General features: G+C 39.0%; 16 protein-coding genes. 15 read left to right on the forward strand and 1 reads right to left on the reverse strand.

Features of this window, described 5'->3' with window-relative positions; translation table 11 throughout:
* Positions 1 to 175: 175 nt before the first annotated feature.
* A complete protein-coding gene (locus EL210_RS00300) occupies positions 176 to 2,602 on the reverse strand; it encodes a C10 family peptidase (RefSeq protein ID WP_018921068.1) in 2,427 nt (808 codons plus the stop codon).
* A gap of 479 nt (positions 2,603 to 3,081) precedes the next feature.
* Between EL210_RS00300 and EL210_RS00305 the strand changes: the two genes are divergently transcribed.
* From EL210_RS00305 to EL210_RS00375, 15 genes are all read left to right on the forward strand, one after another.
* Positions 3,082 to 4,635, forward strand: coding sequence for a glycine--tRNA ligase (locus EL210_RS00305; protein ID WP_004375675.1), 1,554 nt, complete (start codon positions 3,082 to 3,084; stop codon positions 4,633 to 4,635).
* On the forward strand, positions 4,632 to 5,279 hold the full coding sequence (locus EL210_RS00310) for an FKBP-type peptidyl-prolyl cis-trans isomerase (protein ID WP_018921069.1): 648 nt from the start codon (positions 4,632 to 4,634) through the stop codon (positions 5,277 to 5,279). The genes EL210_RS00305 and EL210_RS00310 overlap by 4 nt, the downstream gene beginning before the upstream one ends.
* A 527-nt stretch (positions 5,280 to 5,806) precedes the next feature.
* Positions 5,807 to 7,207: an MATE family efflux transporter gene (locus EL210_RS00315; protein WP_018921070.1), complete on the forward strand. Its 1,401-nt coding sequence runs from the start codon at positions 5,807 to 5,809 to the stop codon at positions 7,205 to 7,207.
* 23 nt (positions 7,208 to 7,230) lie between these two features.
* Positions 7,231 to 7,917 carry an FxLYD domain-containing protein gene (locus EL210_RS00320; RefSeq protein ID WP_018921071.1) on the forward strand — a complete coding sequence of 229 codons (687 nt, stop codon included), beginning with the start codon at positions 7,231 to 7,233 and terminating at the stop codon, positions 7,915 to 7,917.
* A 741-nt stretch (positions 7,918 to 8,658) separates the two neighbouring features.
* Positions 8,659 to 10,572, forward strand: a complete 1,914-nt coding sequence (gene dnaK / locus EL210_RS00325) for a molecular chaperone DnaK (RefSeq protein WP_025879762.1) — start codon at positions 8,659 to 8,661, stop codon at positions 10,570 to 10,572.
* A 207-nt stretch (positions 10,573 to 10,779) separates the two neighbouring features.
* Positions 10,780 to 11,337, forward strand: coding sequence for a helix-turn-helix domain-containing protein (locus tag EL210_RS00330; protein WP_018921073.1), 558 nt, complete (start codon positions 10,780 to 10,782; stop codon positions 11,335 to 11,337).
* Between the two features lie 13 nt (positions 11,338 to 11,350).
* Entirely contained in the window at positions 11,351 to 12,607 is a 1,257-nt protein-coding gene (locus EL210_RS00335) for a site-specific integrase (protein ID WP_018921074.1), read from the forward strand.
* Positions 12,608 to 12,621: 14 nt separating this feature from the next.
* Positions 12,622 to 13,368, forward strand: a complete 747-nt coding sequence (locus tag EL210_RS00340; RefSeq protein ID WP_018921075.1) for a hypothetical protein — start codon at positions 12,622 to 12,624, stop codon at positions 13,366 to 13,368.
* Positions 13,369 to 13,467: 99 nt separating this feature from the next.
* Positions 13,468 to 13,824, forward strand: coding sequence for a helix-turn-helix domain-containing protein (locus EL210_RS00345; protein WP_018921076.1), 357 nt, complete (start codon positions 13,468 to 13,470; stop codon positions 13,822 to 13,824).
* A gap of 12 nt (positions 13,825 to 13,836) precedes the next feature.
* Positions 13,837 to 15,051 (forward strand): virulence-associated E family protein, encoded by a 1,215-nt coding sequence (locus EL210_RS00350; RefSeq protein WP_018921077.1) that lies wholly within the window; start codon positions 13,837 to 13,839, stop codon positions 15,049 to 15,051.
* A gap of 218 nt (positions 15,052 to 15,269) precedes the next feature.
* Complete coding sequence (locus EL210_RS00355; protein ID WP_018921078.1) at positions 15,270 to 16,160, forward strand: toprim domain-containing protein; 891 nt, start codon at positions 15,270 to 15,272, stop codon at positions 16,158 to 16,160.
* Positions 16,161 to 16,303: 143 nt separating this feature from the next.
* Entirely contained in the window at positions 16,304 to 16,657 is a 354-nt protein-coding gene (locus tag EL210_RS00360) for a plasmid mobilization protein (protein WP_018921080.1), read from the forward strand.
* Entirely contained in the window at positions 16,654 to 17,568 is a 915-nt protein-coding gene (locus EL210_RS00365; RefSeq protein ID WP_018921081.1) for a relaxase/mobilization nuclease domain-containing protein, read from the forward strand. Before EL210_RS00360 ends, EL210_RS00365 begins: the two co-directional genes overlap by 4 nt.
* A gap of 5 nt (positions 17,569 to 17,573) precedes the next feature.
* Complete coding sequence (locus EL210_RS00370) at positions 17,574 to 18,209, forward strand: hypothetical protein (protein ID WP_018921082.1); 636 nt, start codon at positions 17,574 to 17,576, stop codon at positions 18,207 to 18,209.
* A 211-nt stretch (positions 18,210 to 18,420) separates the two neighbouring features.
* The gene (locus EL210_RS00375) at positions 18,421 to 21,456 is read left to right on the forward strand and encodes a metallophosphoesterase (RefSeq protein WP_018921083.1); all 3,036 of its coding nucleotides are present in this window, start codon (positions 18,421 to 18,423) and stop codon (positions 21,454 to 21,456) included.
* Positions 21,457 to 21,559 lie beyond the last annotated feature (103 nt).

Raw genomic sequence — 21,559 nt, forward strand, 5'->3', positions numbered from 1 at the left:
AGAGGCAGTATTTTCGACTGCCTCTTTTCATGTATATTTCTTAGCGAAACGTTTTTATTTCTATATTTTTCATTTTCTTGCCGAGCATATATTGCCAGCACATACAACAGACTTTGCCTCTACAGATGTTTTTATCAATAACACAAATTCGGTTGTCAAGACAGAAAACAAGGCCTTACCTCATTACTTTTTTCCCGTCAATGATATAGACTCCCTTAGGCAAACGGTCTGCAGGTATAACGATGCGAGTGCCTTGGAGATTATAAATCACAGGAATGGAAGGGGCATTTTCTATCGTAGAGACACCCGTACTCCCAGGATTGGAAACCGCAAACTGCACACGGGGAGTTTCATTATTCCACACATCTACCCGCTGATTGTTCTCCTTTATCTCTACATGTACCTCGTAAGTATGCCCACGTTTCAAGCGATTGAGCGGGAATTGAGCAAGCGTAGTCTTGGGTGGAATGTAGGCAAAAGCATTGAAAGACACGTTGGCTACCGACCCTACATCGACAGAGGTGCCGTCAGTTGTGTCCTGTACACGATAAAACAACGGACCGTAATAGTTTTTACTGCCTCTCAAATTGGCTGTCACCATTAGTCCTAACATCTTCGTTTCTTCAGGATTAAACACTTGCAAGGGAGTGGATTTTCCGTCAGCAAGAAACTCTATCCCATTGATACTGAGATAAAACGGGGCAGTGTTGGGCAGCACATTCACTTCTATCGGAGCTGTGGTTGCAATAGGTATCTCTTCTGACTGATTGCCACCTTTATCCACAGAAATAAAGAAACTAACCCGATAGCGACCTGCAAGAAGGGCATTACTGACACCATTCGTGTCGTAAGACGTTAGTACCGGAGCACGCAAAGCTGTTGTTTCAAGTCGTTGAGCAAGTACCTCTTGCGTAATAGGAGCAGTATATTTAATGCCGTTTTCTATTCCCTCAAAGCGCACAATTATCTTTCCGCGCACCTCTTCCCAGCCTTCATTTTTAACAACCAAACCGAACACACCCTGCCTTCCACTACCTTGATAGAGAGGGGCAAGCAGGTCTGGCTGTCTTTCTAATGAAAGATGAATACGAGGGGCAAGCTCTTTCACAACGATTTTATCATCTGTCAATTCCACCTTTTGTGTGTTTGCATAAACTATCGACTGCCAACCCGAATAGGTGGAAGGCCGTTCTGTGAGTTCGTTGGAAAGGGGTTTGAGCGTATAGGTTCCATTCGGAAGACCAGCAAAGTCGAGGTTGTCGAAGTCTGCAGTGGTAGTGGAAAAGATACTGCTGAGATTGATTTCTGTTTGAAAAGCATTGAAAAGCTTCACCCTTACGCCTTTTTCATCATAAAGTCCAAGTGCCACCTTGCCCGTAAAACGCCCGAGTTCACCATTGACAGGACTGTTGGTTCCAAGCTTTTTCACCTTTGCATGCAATACGGCACCCCGTTTCACTTCTGTCTCTGCAACGGTAAAAGGGTAAACATCTCTTGTCTCCAACCCTCTCAATACAGCAAACTCTTTGTGGCTTCCGTCTTTGGGATGCGCAAGAACTACTTCTATTTCCTCATAAAACTTGCCGTCGTTTAATCCGAAACCACTAACAGGAAGATAGATAGTATTAATATCAAAGTATCCGTCAAATTCGCCACCCCATCCCCAATTCGTATGTATAAAGCCACGTCGGTCGTATCCATCAAACACGAAAACATGTGAGCCTCCACAGACCAGAACAGGATAACCATCGGATAGTTCGTTGAGAATAACATCGTAAAAAGCCCCCGACAACATATAATCCTTGTACAGATGACGTACCGAATAGCCGAAATCGTTACGCAAAGCATCCATAGCATAGTGCAGATTAGAGTTGCTTCCTTTATAATAGTAATGCATACGAACGGCCTTCCCAACATCTCGCATCAGCACACCAACAGCATCTCCTCCTTTATTATCCATCTGTTTTGCATAATCTTTCATATATTGCCACTGATAATCGGCACTTTTCTGAGCCTCTGTACCTTGGGAGAAGATGTAAGCATTGGGGCGTGATTTAGGCCACTTATGATAATACATCAGCTGTGCAGTGGCAGTGGCAACGCATCCGGTAGGCGTATTTACCCCATTGGGAGCAGGGGTATAGAGGTTAAAGGGATAATTCTGTTCCCAATGACAAGTAAGCAGTGGCTTCACCTCTCTAATCTTAGGAAGTCTTATCGGAGGCACTTGTGCTTTCCCTTCACGTATCGCCCGCACCACTCTTTCATAGCGTTGAAGCAGAGTTTTGAATTCTTTGACAACAGATTTGTCGGCATTCGGGCTCATCTTTCCATAACCAACCACCTCATTCAATCGGCTTTCTCCCGAAACAACGACATATTTATCATCGCCAACATTCGTAAAGAGATAGTAGGCAGGTTGCTGCTCATGGCTCTCTGCTGCACGGGTAATGACAGCGGACTGTCGCAGTTCTGGACTTGCAAGATACTTTGATGCAATTCTTCGGGCCATGTTTTCACTCACAGGTTCTGCCCACACTAAAGGTGTAACTACACTGCACACAGCAAGCAACGACACTTTACGAAGGTAATTCTTTTTCATTTTATGCATTGATTTTATTATTAACCTGTCCCCACATCCCCATGGAGAACAATTTGTATATAGCAGATAATTCTTACTTTCAAAGCCTAATTTTTTTCTGTAATTTCAAGCTTAGAACGCTATCAGCTGTAGTTATGGATATTGAAAATCCACTGCCTGGGATCTCCATAGAGCATATTATCATTTCCCTTGACATGCCATATTGCATGACAAACAGACAGAAATGCAAAGATAGTTATTTTATTTGATGCAGCATTACTTTTATCTCCATAAAGTCTGTTATCTACTGACTTTTCCTACAGAAAGATGCAATCTTCATGGCAACAAGCCTGGAAAAGTGATTTTTCTCCTCATGAATGTACTGCCAAGAGCAAGCATCTGAAACCAAAAGTTGCTTTATACAAAAAAATAATAAAAGGCACCCCGTTTCGCGATATTTATTGTATCTTTGCACAAAAGAATTCGAACAAAAATATATTATGGCACAAGAAGATGTTTTCAAGAAGATTGTAAGCCATTGCAAGGAATATGGCTTTGTCTTCCCAAGCAGTGAAATTTACGACGGACTCGCAGCTGTTTATGACTATGGGCAGAACGGTGTTGAGTTAAAAAACAATATTAAGGAGTACTGGTGGAAAAGCATGGTGCTGCTCCACAGCAATATCGTTGGCATTGATGCCAGCATCTTTATGCACCCCACTGTATGGAAAGCAAGCGGCCATGTCGATGCTTTCAACGATCCATTGATTGACAATCGCGACTCAAAGAAACGCTATCGTGCTGATGTCCTCATTGAGGATCAAATGGCAAAGTACGATGAAAAGATTGAAAAAGAAGTTGCCAAGGCTGCCAAGAAGTTTGGAGACAGTTTTGAAGAGGGTAAGTTCCGCGAGACCAATCCACGCGTATTGGAGTACCAGAAAAAGCGTGATGCACTGCATGAACGTTACACCGAGGCCATGCAAGGCCCTGATTTGGAGGCCTTGAAACAGATAATTCTCGACGAAGGCATCGTTGATCCCATCAGTGGTACAAAGAATTGGACTGATGTTCGCCAATTCAACCTGATGTTTTCTACCGAAGTTGGCTCGCTCAGTGACCAAACCAACCGAATTTATCTGCGTCCTGAAACAGCACAAGGCATCTTCGTAAACTACCTCAACGTACAGAAAACAGGCCGCATGAAGCTGCCTTTCGGCATCTGTCAGATAGGCAAAGCATTCCGTAATGAGATAGTAGCCCGCCAGTTTGTATTCCGTATGAGAGAGTTCGAACAAATGGAAATGCAGTTCTTCTGCCAGCCGGGAACCGAGATGAAATGGTTCGAATACTGGAAGAAACACCGTATGGCTTGGCATCAGGCATTAGGTATGGGCAAAGAAAACTATCGTTTCCATGACCACGAAAAATTAGCACATTATGCCAACGCTGCCACCGACATAGAATTTCACATGCCGTTTGGTTTCAAGGAAGTTGAGGGCATACACTCCCGCACCGACTTTGATCTTAGCCAGCATGAGAAATTCAGTGGCCGCTCAATTAAATACTTCGACCCGGAAAAGAACGAAAGCTATACGCCGTATGATGTAGAGACTTCCATCGGCGTTGACCGCATGTTCCTTTCTGTTCTGTGCCACAGCTACACCGAAGAAAAGCTCGAAAACGGAGAAACACGCATCGTCTTGAGGCTTCCTGAGGCTTTGGCACCAGTGAAATGTGCCGTATTCCCATTAGACAAGAAAGACGGATTACCCGAATTGGCACAACAGATTGTCGATGATTTGAAGTTCCATTTCAACACACACTATGGCGATCCGAAAGACTCTATCGGTAAACGTTACCGTCGTCAGGATGCAGTTGGTACTCCATTCTGCGTTACTGTTGACCACGATACGCCTAAAGATCACAAGGTTACACTGCGTTATCGCGACACAATGAAACAGGAACGCGTTGATATCAATGCGTTGCGTGGCATTATGGAAGACCGCGTAAGCATCACCAACTTACTGAAAAAACTCAATATAGAAGAATGAAAAAAGACATATTATATATCCTCATGCTCATGATGACAGCCGTAGGACTGTCGTCATGCAACGAAGATAATAACACTCCGGATGAATATCCTGACTGGAAAGCTCGCAATGAAGAATACTTCAACAAGATTTATAAAGAGGCTGTTTCTGATGCTAAAACCAACCCAAATGTAAAGGTCATACGCAATTGGTCATTGCCGGAAACGCACAACAAACCAGAGGATTTCATCGTTGTGAAAGTATTGAAAAAAGGAACAGGAACACAGTTGCCATTATATACAGATACTGCCTATATACATTATCAAGGCCGACTTATACCCTCTACAAGCTATCCAAAAGGGATGATATTCGACCAAACCTGGATAACTGAAGAGTTTAATCCAAACACAAACACGCCCAAGAAGTTTGCTGTAAGCGGTGTAGTTTCAGGCTTTACAACCGCTTTACAGTATATGCGTGCAGGCGACAGATGGATGATTTACATACCTTATCAATTAGGTTATGGGGCCAAAAACAATAATAAGATCCCTGCCTACTCGACCTTAGTGTTTGATGTAACCCTTGCCGGAAGCTATCATGCAGGGCGAACCTCAAAAGAAACTAAGGCTAAAGCCCATGATATACAGTATCTAAATCAAAACTGATTTCATAAAGAAATAATAGGATATATAATATAAGGTATAAAGAATAGGAGCATAAACTATTAGGTCTATGCTCCTATTTTCTTAGGAAAGCTTGCCTTTGTGCCCGCACACAATTCGTTGATGTATATCAAGAATTGGGCTGAAAAAGAAGATTTCTCATAAAAGATTATTGCCGGTAATCGGATACTATATATCTTTGCATCGTCTAAGAGAGGTAAAAGATTAGGATAACGACAAAGGTATTAGATTAGACATAGGTATTTGGTTTAGGTAAACAAGATTGACTTCAAGGTATTATATAAGGTAAAGAGTTTCAGGACAAAAGATTAGAAGAGTTATTCAAAATAGGCAATAGATTAGTTTTCAAAGGTAGAATAAAAGATTGTTTCAGAACAGATAACATTTAAGGAGAAAGCAATAGAGACCTTGAGAGGTTTGAGAGAGACAGACGGTTTCATAGCAATATGAAATCGTTTTTTTTGTGATTTAGCCAGAATTCCATTAATTTTGCAGCAACGTTAAAAGGTATGTTAGGTAACAAGAGAAGTGAAGTCCTGTTGGCAAATATCCGCAATGGGCAACCCATGTCACAGCGAGAGAAGCTCAGATTGATTGTAAATCTGAGCATTCCGTCGATATTAGCACAGATAACCACCGTCATGATGTTCTTCATTGATGCCGGTATGGTAGGCCATTTAGGTGCAGAAGCCTCGGCAAGTATAGGCCTTGTAGAGTCTACAACGTGGTTGATGGGCAGCGTGATGACAGCGGCTTCAACCGGCTTTTCGGTTCAAGTGGCCCACTTTATCGGTGCCAACGACTTCTTCCGTGCACGTCAGGTCTTCCGCCATGCACTCATCTGTGGTCTCCTGTTCAGTATGCTTATCGCCGTCATAGGCATAGCAATTCACAATCCACTTCCACTATGGTTAGGGGGCGGATCAGACATTGCTGGCGACTCTTCCCGCTACTTCTTAGTCTTTTCAATGACGATGCCTTTCATTTTATTGTTTCATCTTTCGAATGCAATGATCAAGTGTTCCGGCAACATGCAGTTACCCAGTGTGATGAGTGTTTTGTTGTGCATATTGGACGTCATTTTCAACTATGTTTTCATCTATCTGCTCCATATGGGCGTGGTTGGTGCAGCAATCGGCACCTCAATGGCCTATATCTGCACCTCGCTTCCGACAGTATGGTTAGCGACATGCCGTAACAAAATACTGGCTCTGAAGCTTGATACGGTTCCGTTTCACTGGGTTTGGAACTATGTAACGAAAGCCATCCGAATCAGCCTCCCCATGGCTGTTCAGTCTGTATTGATGAGCGGAGCACAGATTGTGAGCACGCTGATTGTGGCCCCATTAGGCAACATTGCCATTGCTTCCAACTCTTTTGCAATCACGGCAGAGAGCCTATGTTATATGCCGGGATACGGTATCGGAGATGCTGCGACGACGCTCGTTGGCCAGACATATGGTGCAGGAAGAAAGGAACTTTGCAAGAGTTTTGCCCGCATGACCGTAGCCTTGGGCATGATTGTCATGGCTTTCATGGGCTTGGTGATGTATATATTTGCACCCGAAATGATTGGTCTTCTGAGTCCGGTAGAAGCTATCCGCAGCCTTGGCACTACTGTTTTGCGCATCGAAGCCTTTGCCGAACCGTTCTTTGCTGCGTCAATCGTGGTCTACAGCATATGTGTAGGAGCTGGCGACACACTGCGTCCGGCCATTATAAACCTTGTTTCTATGTGGTGCGTCCGACTTACGCTTGCAGCCTGGCTTGCCCGAGATTATGGACTGAAAGGCGTCTGGACAGCCATGGCAATAGAACTGACTTTCCGTGGAAGTATGTTTCTTTACCGCCTTTTCCGTGGCAATTGGTTGAAAGGAATACAAGAGAAAGCTGTGGCAGGAGTTGAATAAAACCATATAAAAAGAATGCTCTTATGAAGAAAACACTATTGATTTTCGTTGGATTACTGCTGTCAGCAACATCGTTTGCATTAGGCAAAGACAGTGCAGATGCCGTTATCATGCTCGATTATGAACAGGCATGGAATGACGACACGGGCAGACTTTCACTGAGAAACAACACCAATGAACCCATTGAAGACCTCTCCTTCCAAATCACCTACATAGACATGCAAGGCCGAACCATAGGTACGGAGAACTTCAATAAAGACATATATATTTCGCCGGGAGAGACAAAGACGGTCGACATCCCAGCCTTCAATGCTGACGAACACTATTCCTATTATAAGTCTGTAGCAAAGAAAGACTCTGCGAATATCTTCATCATAAGGTTTGACCTGACGGACTATAACGAGCAAGGCAGGTTGGCAGCAGGGGGAAAGAGCCTGCAAAACAATGACAAGACATCTGCAGTTTACCACTCAGATGAAAGTCTTTTTAAACGATTAGGCCCTATTGCATGGCTTATGTTGTTTGTCGTTTTAGTGGGAATAGAGCTTGCTTTCTACATCATTGTAGCTATTATGGCCAAGCAACGCAATCGAAATCCAATCGTTTGGATAGTCCTAAGCATGTTCGCAAGCCCATTCCTTATAGCGATAATCCTGTTGATTATAGGCAAAGCCTACACCCCAGACGAAGATATCAACCACAGAAGATAAGGTGTTTTCTGTGGTATTTGCCCGTGAAAGCTGACTAAACGTGGCATGACCACGGTGTCAAACCTATGGATTATGCCCATTGCCCCCCGACTCTTTTTGTAAAGTTTACTGCTCGTTTTTAACACTTTATGACTGCACCAAATAGAAATGGAAATGCAGAGAAAATGAAATAATTTCATGAAATCAATGCATTCAGCCTGCAATTCAAGTCATGAGGTGCTGTCATTTGATGCAAAACACGCTGTTTTCTGCGTCAGAATACACTGCAATATGAAGCAGATTACAAGGTAAGTTGACGCAAATTGCAGCGTTTTTCAATGTGATATGATGCCGGATTTTGCATCAATATCCGTAACAATCTGACAGACAAAACATTACAACGCCTTCAAAAACAGCGCGTATTTTGAATGAGAAAGACTTCTGTTTTGAATTCTTAAATTATACAAGAGCATTTGTAAAGTTCCTTGAAAAGATTTAACCTATTTTCTGCTTACAGGCTTTATGGGGCATGATGAAAGCCGATGGCAGCATCAATCAGCACACAGATGACGTCCTGGCACAGCCTTTCTGTAAAGTCATCTTATCGTATAAAACAAACAGCTATATGCCACATTGTCACTCACATGTGTCACATTCTCACCACGTGTCAGCCTTGGCACGTGGTTTGTTATTTAGAGGATGTCTTCGGAAAAGCTCCGGATAAACGACAAACAGAAAACAAAAAATAAAATATATACGATTATGGGAAAGATTATTGGAATCGATTTAGGAACTACAAACAGTTGTGTTGCCGTATTTGAAGGCAACGAACCTGTTGTGATTGCAAACAGTGAAGGTAAGCGTACAACGCCTTCTGTGATTGGTTTTGTAAAAGATGGCGAGCGTAAGGTGGGTGACCCTGCTAAGCGTCAGGCTATCACAAACCCACAAAACACAGTTTATTCAATCAAGCGTTTCATGGGTGAGACCTATGAACAGAGCCGTAAAGAGGCAGAAGCTATGCCTTATAAGGTTGTTAACGAGGGTGGTTATCCACGCGTAGAAATTGAAGGTCGCAAATATACACCACAGGAAATCTCTGCTATGGTGCTTCAAAAAATGAAGAAAACTGCAGAAGACTATCTTGGTCAGGAAGTGACAGATGCTGTCATAACCGTGCCTGCATACTTCTCTGATTCACAGCGTCAGGCAACCAAAGAGGCAGGAGAAATCGCCGGACTGAAAGTTCAGCGTATTGTCAATGAGCCTACAGCTGCAGCTTTGGCTTATGGTGTTGACAAGGCTAATAAAGATATGAAGATTGCCGTATTCGACCTTGGTGGCGGTACATTTGATATCTCTATTCTTGAGTTTGGCGGTGGTGTGTTTGAGGTTTTGTCTACCAATGGTGATACACATCTTGGCGGTGATGACTTCGACCAAGTAATTATCAACTGGCTGGCTGACGGCTTTAAGGCTGATGAAGGCATCGACTTGAGAAAGGATCCAATGGCTATGCAGCGTTTGAAAGAGGCTGCAGAAAAGGCCAAGATTGAATTGTCAAGTTCTACTTCAACAGAAATCAATCTGCCATACATCTCTGCTGAGGGCGGTGTTCCAAAGCATTTGGTTAAGACTTTGACCCGTGCACAGTTTGAACAGTTGGCACATGATCTCATCCAAGCATGTTTGGTTCCTTGCCAGAATGCCGTTCGCGATGCTAACTTGCAGACTTCAGATATCGACGAAGTAATCCTTGTTGGTGGTTCAAGCCGTATTCCTGCAGTGCAGACATTGGTGAAGAACTACTTTGGTAAAGAACCTTCTAAGGGGGTAAATCCTGATGAAGTAGTAGCTGTTGGCGCTGCCATTCAGGGTGCAATCCTTAATAAAGAGAGTGGTGTTGGCGACATTGTACTGCTTGATGTCACTCCGTTGACCCTCGGTATTGAGACTATGGGCGGCGTCATGACAAAGTTGATTGAAGCCAATACAACCATTCCTTGCAAGAAGAGTGAAACATTCTCTACTGCTGTTGACAATCAGACAGCTGTTACTATCCACGTACTGCAAGGTGAACGCCCAATGGCTGCGCAGAACAAGAGCATTGGTCAGTTCAATCTTGAGGGTATAGCTCCGGCACGCCGTGGTGTTCCACAGATTGAAGTTACTTTCGATATTGATGCCAACGGTATCTTGAATGTGAGCGCAAAGGATAAGGCTACCGGTAAGGAACAGAAGATTCGCATCGAAGCTTCAAGTGGTTTGAGTCAGGAAGAAATCGACAGAATGAAAGCTGAGGCAGAACAGAATGCAGCTGCAGACAAGGCTGAACGCGAAAAGATTGATAAGCTGAACCAAGCTGACTCAATGATTTTCACCACCGAAAACTTCTTGAAAGACAATGCAGACAAAATTCCTGCAGACAAGAAAGCGCCTATTGAGACTGCTCTCCAGCAACTGAAAGATGCCCACAAGGCAGCTGATGTTGCCGCCATTGACACGGCAACATCAGCCCTCAACGCTGCGGTTCAGGCTGCCAGTGCACAGATGTATCAAGGTGGTGCACAGCCCGGTGCTGATGCACAAGGTGCTCAAGGTGGTCAACAAGCACAAGATAATGCCAGCAACTCCGCCGATGATATCCAAGATGCAGACTTTGAGGAGGTGAAGTAAAGGTGCTAACAAACGCTAATTAAAAATAAGTAAACCCCAGTAACATAATAAGTTGCTGGGATTTTTATTTCTTAATAATAATTAAATACTATCGTTTTTAATCGTTTTTGTGCTTATATTTGTACCATATTTGTGCCGCGACTTAATGGGAGATAAAGTGCGACTTAATTTAAAAGATAAATTGATAATCAAATAGATACAAATAGTATGGCGAGTGCAAAATTTCAAATAGAGCGGAAATGCGAAATTTGTGGTAAATCTTTTATTGCAAAGACGCTAACCTCCAAATACTGCTCTAAGAACTGTTCTCAAGCAGCATATAAACAAAGGAAAAAGGAAGAACAGTTGGATGCATTGAAAAGAGAAAAGGCAGCGAGAGTTCCGAAGAACCAGCCTTATCTCTCAATAGCTGATGCAACTGCATTATTTGATATTGGACGAGATTCCCTTTATCGCCTAATCAGGAATAAGCAAGTTCGTTCTTATAACCTTGGGCTAAGGATGATACGTATTTGCAAAGCTGATTTACAAGAACGCTTTAATCTACGTCCTTACGATGAAAGAAGGAAAGATAAACAATCGGAGGTGAAAACCTATCGGCTTGAGCCTGAAGATTGCTATACGATTGGGGAAATAGCCAAGAAGTTTGGCATCCATGATAGTACTGTTTATCTGCATATTCGCAAATATTCTATTCCAACAAGGCAAATTGGTAATTACGTCTATGCCCCGAAATCAGAGATAGACAATTTGTATAAACACTGACCCACGACATACGATGAGAAAAGAACTTGATAATACAAAGGCAACAGTACGATTGCGAAAGAGTCCCTATCGAAAAGAATGGTACCTGTATATAGAAAGCTATCCTGTGAGGGTAGCTGGCAAAGATTCTCCACAGAGAGTTCGAGAGTATCTAAACCGCACTATTACAACTCCTATTTGGGATAAAAGCAGAACTGCTCGTACAACAGAAGCAACCCAAACATTCAAACCTAAACGAGATTTGAATGGAATTATCTTGTGCAAAAGTGAGATAGATCAAGAGGCCTGTATTTATGCGGATAGTGTTAGAAAACTTAGGCAGCGTGAGTATGATAATGCAAGCTTGTATAGTGACACCGAAACAGCACAAGCAGAACAGAAAGAACGATTACAACAAAACTTCATCAAGTACTTTGATAAAGTGGCAGACAAGCGACACCGTAATAGTTCCCTTTCAATTCAAACAAACTGGGAACGAGTACATGCTTTGTTGAAAATGTTTGCTGGAGACACGCTACTCTTTTCACAGATAGATAATAGATTGGCAGAAGATTTCAAGTTTTTCTTGTTATCCGCTCCTTGTGGAGGAAGTAAAAAAGGAACAATATCACGAAACACAGCTTCCACATATTTTTCTATTTTTAAGGCTGCACTCAAACAAGCATTTATAGACGGATATTTGACCATAGATTTATCTGCAAAAATCAAAGGCATACAGGAACAAGAATCCCGAAGGGAATACTTAACCCTTGATGAACTTAACAAGTTAGCTAATACTCCTTGTGAACGTGATGTACTTAAACGAGCTGCACTATTCTCAGCTCTAACAGGATTAAGACATTGCGACATTCAAAAACTAAAATGGAATGAAATAGCTATAGAAGGAAACCAAGCCAAACTTCTCTTTACTCAGAAAAAGACAAAAGGGGTAGAGTATATGCCTATCTCGGAACAGGCGTTTAAGCTTTGCGGAGAGCCAAGACAACCAGAACAACTTGTTTTTGAAGGGTTACCAAATCCTTCTTGGATTTCTCGTCCATTAAGGGCATGGATTGAAAAAGCTGGTATTCAGAAACACCTCAGCTTTCATTGCTTTAGGCACACATTTGCTACCCTTCAACTTGCAAACGGAACAGACATTTATACTGTAAGCAAGATGCTTGGGCATACAAATGTCAAAACAACTCAAGTATATGCGAAGGTTGTCGATGAAAAGAAAAATAAAGCAGCCAATGCTATTCAAATAGATATTGAAAATGATAAAACTTAATTCGACAACATAATATGAATACCAAATATTTTGAACATATTGTAGTATATCTGTCCGTTCTTGTTGTTTGTGTCATCATTGCGTTGTTTGCAAGAGTGGTTGCCTTACGTTTAGGGGTTGATGAATTTACCGCACAAATAGTTTTTTGGAGTGTTGTTGCCATAGGTATCATCGTTTATTCTATATTGTCTATTTTGGTAGAGGGACTATTTACAGCATTAGTCAAGTTTTTCTTTCCAAAGAAACAAGAAGATAAAACAAATGATAATGCATCCGACATTGAGGCTGGACAAGTAGTAGACAGTGTTGGTCGTCCATCTTCCGCACAACAGCAACAATCAATGGACTTTGACTTGATTCGACAACGGCAACAAATGTTAATGGACCAGAAAGTACAAGATAAACGTGCTATAGCTATTAAATATACTCAACAGCAATTCGCACCTTATGTTTCTGACAAAGATTTGCTCAGACTTTGTGAATATATAGAGTTGTACTCCGCTAGGCTACCTTTATCACACGTTGAACCAATTAATATAAAAGGTTTAGTTGCCTTAGACCTGTTTCATTTTGGTTGGAATATATGGAACCATTTTAGAGTTGGCAAACAAGATGAAATTTCGCAATTCCTTAAGCAGGTTTTTGCCATTACATTCAAAGATGTGGAAGTTGGAAGCATAAAAAGCCATCTCCGTGATGATGAGAAGAAAGGCACTATACCTATTGCACAAAGCCTTTCAGACCACCAAATAACAGAATAACACACAAACCTATTGTGTTTTTATAGTGTTTCTTCAGTGTCTTAGGACACAGAGGAAACACTTTTTTCATTTGCACCGTAAAAATCAATAACAAGTATTATGGTACAAAATGAAATCACTTTTGAGAACTTGCCAAAGGCAGTTGCTCACTTAGTCAGCGAAATTGCTGAAATCAAGAATTTAGTATGTAAAGGACAAACACCTGTTGTCTCTCCCAAACGTATTCCTATTGGAATAGATGAAGCGTGTAAACTAATAGGAAAAGCCAAGCCTACAGTTTACACCTTAGTACGAAAACGCTTACTACCTTGTTATAAGAATGGTAAGCATCTCTATTTTTTTGAAGATGAGTTATTGGCATGGATTGAAGGAGGTAAGAAAAAGACTGTTGCCGAAATCAACGAGGAGGCAAAAACTTTTATCTCTGAGAAACATTCTGATTCTTCCCTCTTATAAATATATTGTATTATGGAAAAGGAAAGAGCTGAAGGGCGAGCCAAGCAATCTAAGAATGAACGCATAGAGCAATTCTTGAAAGAGCATTATGCTTTTCGTTTTAATACAGTTAAAAGTAGAACAGAGTTTCGAGAACAAGATTCTAATACTTCATTCCGTCCTCTTACTAAGTATGATATTAATTCTATGCGTCGGCTGGTAGATGGGACTTTGGGAATATATACTCCTGCCGATAATATTCGTGCAATATTGGAGAGTGACTTTTGCAACAAAGTCAATCCTATCCATGAGTTTTTGCTTAGCTTGCCTAAACCCAAAGGAGAAGATGAATCTGAAATCATCAAGTTAGCAAACTGTGTATCTGTGAAGAATCCAGATAAATGGCAGCATTATTTTGTAAAATGGCTTGTTGCTGTTGTGGCTAATGCAATGGATGATTTACAATGTCGAAATCACACCTGTTTGGTACTTACTGGAGAGCAAGGAAAGTTCAAAACAACATTCCTTGATTTACTGTGCCCTGAGAAATTGAAAGGTTATTTATTCACTGGCAAGATAGACCCACAGGGGAAAGACATACAAACACTGATTGCCGAGTACCTCTTTATCAACATTGACGACCAGTTAAAGGCACTCAATAAAAGGGATGAGAACGAGTTGAAAAACCTTATAACAACACCAAGAGTAAAATATCGAAGACCATACGACACTTATATCGAGGAATATCCGCATCTTGCAAGTTTTATGGCATCAGTTAATGGCAACGACTTTCTGACAGATCCAACGGGAAGCCGCCGCTTTCTTCCGTTTGAGGTAGAAAGTATTGATATTAATTCTGCATCGGAAATTGATATGAACAAAGTCTATTCTGAAGCTGTAGAACTATGGAGGTCGGGGTATCATTACTGGTTCAATGAAGAGGAAATAGCCGAACTACATCAAGAGAGTGAAGGATTTCAAGTGCAGACTGTTGAATATGAAATGCTTCTTAAAGGTATGGAAAAACCTGCTATAACAGAAGAAAGTTATATGACTACATCTGAAATCTTGAATTATTTACGAGCCTATACTACACTTAACCTAAGTGAAAGGCGAATGGGAGAAGCTTTGAAAAAGGCAGGATTCTTACGGAAATCCAAAAGGATAGGTGGTAATCCAATGTATGTTTACCATATACGCAAGATTGTTCCCAATCCTTTTATTCAAAGTTACAATACTAATTATTAATACTACTTTACTACAAAGAGGGATAAGGCATTGAAAGAAAAAAGGTTAGACCGTAGTAAATAATTATATAAGGTATTACTACCTCATTACTACCAATCTATCATATACATATGCAATGATTACTACAAAGATAGTTAGTACTACATATTTTTCTTTCACTGTCAATGACTTACAAGACTATAACATTGTAGTAAGTAATAGACTTAAAAGTTACAAGTATGACAATAGATGAAATTAAAGCAATATCAATTAAAGATTACTTAGGTAGTATGTCCATATACCCAACAAAGAATTATAGCTATTACGGGATGTATAAAAGTCCATTCCGAAATGAACATACTCCAAGTTTCAAAGTTGATTATAACCAAAATCTATGGTATGACTTTGCACTTGATGAAGGTGGGAGTCTTATAGATTTAGTTATGAAATTACATAATTGCAGTTTAATACAAGCTATAGAGTTGTTTAATGGCAAACAAAATATCCTGCCAAAATTATCCATAGCTAATAGCGAAACAAATTCTCCAAGCCAATCACGTATAGAGATTATCGGCTCTACCTTCTTATGTCATCCGAATCTCATAGAATATTTCACACATAGAGGAATCAATCTGAACATTGCGAAAAAATATTGTAAGGAGATCCATTATAGAATTGGTGATAGAAGTTTTTACGCAATAGGTTTTCCAAACAATTCTTATGGGTATGCGTTGCGCAATCCGTACTTCAAAGGGTGTTTGCCTCCTTCCGATGTGTCGTATGTTCCCAGTCCTTCAGAACAAATCAATCTGTTTGAAGGTTTTATGGATTATCTTAGTCTGCTTACGATGAGTCCAGATGAAGAGAAGAAAGCTGCACTGATACTTAACTCGATTAATAATATCAAAAAGTCAAGATTTTTTCTTTCAAAGCACAAGTCCATCTGTTCATATTTAGATAATGATGAAGGAGGAAAGCGGACTTTAGAACAACTTAAAAGAAACGGTTTTGCTGTTCAAGACTGCTCTTCCGTCTTCCAGAATTATAAAGACCTAAATGAGTATTTATGTGCTGAATTCAAGCATTCAGAGAAAACAGAAAACAAGAAAATCAAAGGGATTAAGCTATGATTGTAGGAATAGTTTGGCATAATCTGTTTTTCGGGGAGCAAGTTTATGTTTTGGGCATACCAAAACCACTTGCTCCACCTCCTGACAGTCGTTGCAGAGGATTATCCCGCTGGTCTCCATCAAATCAAATTAAAGAAACAAGTATGATAAAAACAGAATATAAAAAAGGTGGTCGTCCAACCAAGGGCGTAGCCGAAAAGAAGAAATACCGTATCACGGTGAAACTGAATACGCAGGATTACTATACGCTCAAAGGCAAAGCCAAAAGCGCAGGAGTAACCATGAGTGAGTTTGTAAGAAAAATTCTTTATAAAGGAAATATCATTGAACGACTGACCGTAGAGCAAGCAGACTTCATCCGCAAGCTGTGTGGAATGGCAAATAACCTCAATCAATTGGCACATCGTGCCAATGCCGAAGGCTTCTGTAATGTAGAACCTTTGCATCGTCAGCTTATAGAGAACATAGACAATGTACTTAATATGATAAGAGGATGATAGCAAAAATTATGAAAGGCTCAGGTTTCAAAGGAGTGATCAATTACATTCTTGATTCTGATAAAGGTACAGAGTTGATTGATAGCTGTGGCGTGAGAATAGATACCAACAATCATATAATTCAGAGTTTTATCGACCAAACTGCACTCAATCCGAAAGTTTGTAAAACGGTAGGACATATTTCATTGAGTTTTTCCGCTCAGGACTTACTGAAGCTCTCTAATGAGTTTATGGTAAAGATTGCACGAGAGTATATGGAGCGAATGGGCATTAAAGATACGCAATACATTGTAGGACGACACTTTGACAAAGAGCATCCGCATGTTCATATAGCTTTCAATCGTGTCGATAATAATGGCAAGACGATTTCAGATAAGAATGATAGGTTTCGTAGTGAAAAGATTTGTAAGGAGTTAACAGCTAAGTATGATTTATATTTCACCACAGGAAAGGAGAAAGTAAAGGAACATCGGTTGAAAGAACCTGATAAGACAAGGTATGAACTTTACAAACTGTTAAGCATAGAGACAAAGAAATGTCGTGATTGGAAATCGCTAATTGCTCGATTGAAGCAAAAAGAAGTTGACGTGCGCTTCAAGTATAAGGGTAATACCCAAGAGGTACAAGGTGTCATCTTTGATATGAATGAATATCATTTCAATGGGTCGAAGATAGATAGGGCTTTTAGCTTTTCGAAGATAGATTATGCGCTCGCTCAAAACAACAAGGAGGTAGAACAGCAAAAGCAGAATATAGCAGAAGCTTTAACCGAGACTAGTGGAACAGTAAGTGATATTGCAAACGATTTTATTGAAGGTACAATAGACTTGTTTCATTCTTATGGTACAGTACCTGGATCAGTTTATAATACACTTGATAGAAAGAAGAAAAAGAAAAAACGTAAAATTTAGGAAATATGGTAGATAACACATTTGTCCTCTTTGAGGAAATTAAGAAACAGTTAGAGAATATTGGTAAGGAATTGCAGGAGATAAAGCAAAAATCTTCTGCGCCAAGTATACAAACATCTGGCTTAGACGAAATACAGGTACAGGAACTGTTGAAAGTCTATGAGAAGCAGACGAAAGACTTGCTGAATAAGTTTGGTGTACAGGTAAGAATCAAAGAAGAGGAAGGCAAGAATATCCATCAGTTGATAGCTTGCAATATAAAACTTGTGGAAGAGATTAAGTCATATCAAGGTAAACAAACTTCCACAACACAAGAAGTTATTCATAAGCATAGCTTTGATATAAAATCTTCAAAAGTGTCCTCTGGAATGATACTTCTCGGTCTTATCTCTTCACTTTCATTGTTAGCTAACTTCATGTTGTGGAGTAGCAAACGGCAATACGAAGATGATGCTTTGAAGTTTCGTGTCATTCGAGTATGGAAAGGATGCAACTCAAAGGAAATTCTATGGCTAAACGAAGTGTTTGATATTCATCGCAATGAAACAGCAATCAAGAACATCAAGAAGGAGATAGATGGTTATGATTTGAGGTTGAAACATAAGGTTGATAGCCTTATGCAGACTAAACTTCATGAATAATAGCATAATCTTTTCACATTGTAATAAAAGAGGATAAATAGCTCCTCTTTTATTTTGATTGTATAATAAAATTTGCTATCTTTGTAGCAGAGAAAGAACTTATGGCGATTATTTCTAATGCAGAGAAAATCGATTAGATAGCAAATTTTGTTATTTGCATAGTTAACGTAATTTTATCACTCACTTAAACAACCTTTCTAAAGTTACAAAGATGAAAATTTCGATTATTCAGCTGTCTGATATTCATATAAAATCTAACGAAGATTTTATTATAACTCATATTGATGAATTTTGTAAATCATGTAAACAATATATAAATGAAACTTCCAGAGTTGTAGTTGTAATCTCTGGTGATATAGCTTTCTCAGGGACTGCAGAACAGTATGACATAGCATATAATTTTTTGAAGAATTGCGAAAAGTTTTGGAAAAAAGAAAATAAAATTTGCAATTTCGACTATGTCATAGTACCTGGTAATCATGATTGTGAATTTAAGGATGATGCTATTCGAGAGGTATTAATAAAGGATGTATTACAAAAGGGGGATGTAGAGGATAATGCAATAATAGAGCACTGTTTACATCCCCAAAAGAACTTTTGGTGTTTTTACAATAAACTTATTGATGCTCAAGAGTCTTCCATCTCATGGCTTAGGGAATTAAAGATTAAAACAGATTTTTCTTTATACTTTCAATGTTATAATACAGCATTCTTGTCTACTCTTCATGAAAATGTTGGCAAATTAATGATACCTCAACGCTTTTTCTTGCAATGTAATGAGCCTAATAATTTAAGTATAGCTGTCTTTCATCACAATACAGACTGGCTAACTCCAAATAATAGTGCGAATAATAAAAAGCAGTTTGAGAAGCACTTGTATGATAATACTCACATAGTCATGTGTGGGCATGAGCATACAGAAAGTGATAAGATTATTGCAGATTTAGGCGATTGTGATGAACTAGTTTATCTAGAATCCTCTGCATTTCAATATGATAAAAGCTCTAAATTTAATTTTTATCATTTTGATACGGAGTCATTCTCTTTGTCGAAATATTCTTTTCAATATAATAATACCTCTTATGTAGAAATTGAACAAAAAGATATGCAGATAAGACCATATCGGAATAAACTGCAATTAGATAATACTTTTTTAGCCTCTATTCAAGAGATAGCTTTGCCATTAAAGCATGAGAAGAAGTTTGATTTGATGTTGTCAGATATATTTGTTTATCCTGATCTGGAGCCAATGCAGTATGAAAAGGATTCTTTTTCTCCTTTTGTAGATTCTGAAAATATTTTAGAAAACCCTCAACTGGGAAAAGTCATGATATTAGAAGGTGATAGTCAGTCAGGGAAAAGCTCTTTATTAAAGATGCTCTATATGGATTCTTATAAAAGTGGGTTATACCCTCTACTGATAAAAGGAGAAAGGTTATCTACTCATTTGAAGCTTAACAAAATTATGAAAGAATCTTATGAGTCTCAGTATGATAATAGAAAATACAAATTCGATAAGTATGCACAATTGGAAAAATGTAAAAAAGTTGTGTTTATCGATGAAATCAATAAATCTAGTTTCTCTAAGAATGAAAAAAGTGAGTTTGTTAAGAAGTTGATGGCTAATTTTGAGAAGGTTATAATTACTACTTCTGAACAAATAGCGATAGATGCTTTGTTAGAGCAAAGCGTTACAGAATCAGATATCAAAAGGTATAAGTTATTACCATTGGGTTATTATAAAAGAAATCAGCTAATTGAGAAATGGGTAAGAATAGGCAGAGCCAGTGAAAATTTTTCTCAAGAGGCTATTGGCCAGGAAGTCAAATTAACTTTTGATCAGATTACAGGTTTGTTAGGGCAGCAACTAATACCATCGTATCCTATTTTTGTTTTATCACTTTTGCAGGGATTAAATCAGGCATTAGGTCAGTTCGATGTAGAACAGACCTCATATGCTTATTGTTATAATTCTTTAATAATAGCATCTTTGGTTAGAGCAGAAATCCCAAGAACTAAGATTAATGGGATGCTTAATTTTTTACAAGAATTTGCATATTATTTATATAAAGAGCAACCTACCCATAAGTATTTCTCGAAAGAAATATTTGAGAGAATGTATAATACATATATTGATATATACAATGATTTTTATGCTTGCTCTACTTTGCTTTCCAAAATGGTTAATGCAAATCTGATCCAAAAAATAGACGAGGATTCATATTCATTCTCGTACAAATATATATTCTATTTTTTAGTAGCCTCCAAAATATCGACCTTGATCGATGATGGATGTGGCGAAGAAATTGTTAAAAAGTTATGTTCGGAACTGCATAAAGAAAGAGAAGCTAATATTTTAATCTTCTTGATATATAAAAATGGGGGGAAAAAGCAAATTGATGAACTGCTATTTGCAAGTTGGTTGCCATTTGAAGATATATCTCCTATTACACTTGCTCAAGATGATAAACTTTTCGTAGAATTGTCTGAACTTGTAAGACTGATTAAAACAGATGTTATCAAGGCAAACATTGACCCAAGAGATGAAAGGAATCGGGATTTACGGAAAGCTGATGAACTTCATAGAACATTGCCCCAAGAAAATTTCACAGAAGAAGATTTTCAGGACAATGTGACGTTACGTGATCTAAATGACACTTTTAAGGTTGTTAAAATCATGGGGCAGATTGTTAAGAATCAGAAAGATTCATTAGATAAAGGAAAATTGTTAGATATTATAGAAAGTTCGTATAATGTTTGTTTTAGATCTATATCTTTTTTTACACAGATTTTAGACGAAAGTCAGCAAGAAATAGTTGATTTTTTTATCAATAAAAATAAAGGTAAAACAAATGAGGATGTTATTAAATCTAAGATAGAACAACTTCTACATCTTATGTTATTGCGTGTTTGTTTAGCTACCTTTAGTAATTTATCAGTGAGTGTGGGGACTTCTGACTTAGGGAAAATATACGATGAAGTTGCTCGTCGAATAGGGACACCTGCTGCTAAAATAATCTCTTTTACAATCAAAACATATTATAATAACATGTCTATGAGTGAGTTAGAGTCTATATTGTCTGAATTTAAAAATAACCCTGTGGCTTTAGAAATAATAAAATATAGAGTGATAAAGTATGTTTATAATCACCATTTGTCTTATGACAAACGTCAAAAAATAAGTAGTATATGTGGCCTAAAATTGATAAATAATGTGGGTCTTCAGAATAAAGCCAATAGATTGTAGAAATACTATTATGACAATAATAACAAGAGTCAAAGAGTCTACACATGAGCATGTTCTTAAGCACATAAACAGCCAAAGACCACATGAAATATTTCAAGATTAT

It is taken from the genome of Segatella oris, from assembly GCF_900637655.1.
In the GTDB taxonomy this organism is placed as follows: Bacteria; Bacteroidota; Bacteroidia; order Bacteroidales; family Bacteroidaceae; genus Prevotella; species Prevotella oris.

What these genes read in the sequence shown, in the direction of transcription:
- EL210_RS00365 (WP_018921081.1), top strand. Translation starts at nt 16,654, where the DNA reads ATGATAGCAAAAATTATGAAAGGCTCAGGTTTCAAAGGAGTGATCAAT.
- EL210_RS00330 (WP_018921073.1), top strand. Translation starts at nt 10,780, where the DNA reads ATGGCGAGTGCAAAATTTCAAATAGAGCGGAAATGCGAAATTTGTGGT.
- EL210_RS00355 (WP_018921078.1), top strand. Translation starts at nt 15,270, where the DNA reads ATGACAATAGATGAAATTAAAGCAATATCAATTAAAGATTACTTAGGT.
- EL210_RS00315 (WP_018921070.1), top strand. Translation starts at nt 5,807, where the DNA reads ATGTTAGGTAACAAGAGAAGTGAAGTCCTGTTGGCAAATATCCGCAAT.
- EL210_RS00370 (WP_018921082.1), top strand. Translation starts at nt 17,574, where the DNA reads ATGGTAGATAACACATTTGTCCTCTTTGAGGAAATTAAGAAACAGTTA.
- EL210_RS00350 (WP_018921077.1), top strand. Translation starts at nt 13,837, where the DNA reads ATGGAAAAGGAAAGAGCTGAAGGGCGAGCCAAGCAATCTAAGAATGAA.
- EL210_RS00340 (WP_018921075.1), top strand. Translation starts at nt 12,622, where the DNA reads ATGAATACCAAATATTTTGAACATATTGTAGTATATCTGTCCGTTCTT.
- EL210_RS00320 (WP_018921071.1), top strand. Translation starts at nt 7,231, where the DNA reads ATGAAGAAAACACTATTGATTTTCGTTGGATTACTGCTGTCAGCAACA.
- EL210_RS00305 (WP_004375675.1), top strand. Translation starts at nt 3,082, where the DNA reads ATGGCACAAGAAGATGTTTTCAAGAAGATTGTAAGCCATTGCAAGGAA.
- EL210_RS00300 (WP_018921068.1), bottom strand. Translation starts at nt 2,602, where the DNA reads ATGAAAAAGAATTACCTTCGTAAAGTGTCGTTGCTTGCTGTGTGCAGT.
- EL210_RS00310 (WP_018921069.1), top strand. Translation starts at nt 4,632, where the DNA reads ATGAAAAAAGACATATTATATATCCTCATGCTCATGATGACAGCCGTA.
- dnaK (WP_025879762.1), top strand. Translation starts at nt 8,659, where the DNA reads ATGGGAAAGATTATTGGAATCGATTTAGGAACTACAAACAGTTGTGTT.
- EL210_RS00360 (WP_018921080.1), top strand. Translation starts at nt 16,304, where the DNA reads ATGATAAAAACAGAATATAAAAAAGGTGGTCGTCCAACCAAGGGCGTA.
- EL210_RS00345 (WP_018921076.1), top strand. Translation starts at nt 13,468, where the DNA reads ATGGTACAAAATGAAATCACTTTTGAGAACTTGCCAAAGGCAGTTGCT.
- EL210_RS00335 (WP_018921074.1), top strand. Translation starts at nt 11,351, where the DNA reads ATGAGAAAAGAACTTGATAATACAAAGGCAACAGTACGATTGCGAAAG.
- EL210_RS00375 (WP_018921083.1), top strand. Translation starts at nt 18,421, where the DNA reads ATGAAAATTTCGATTATTCAGCTGTCTGATATTCATATAAAATCTAAC.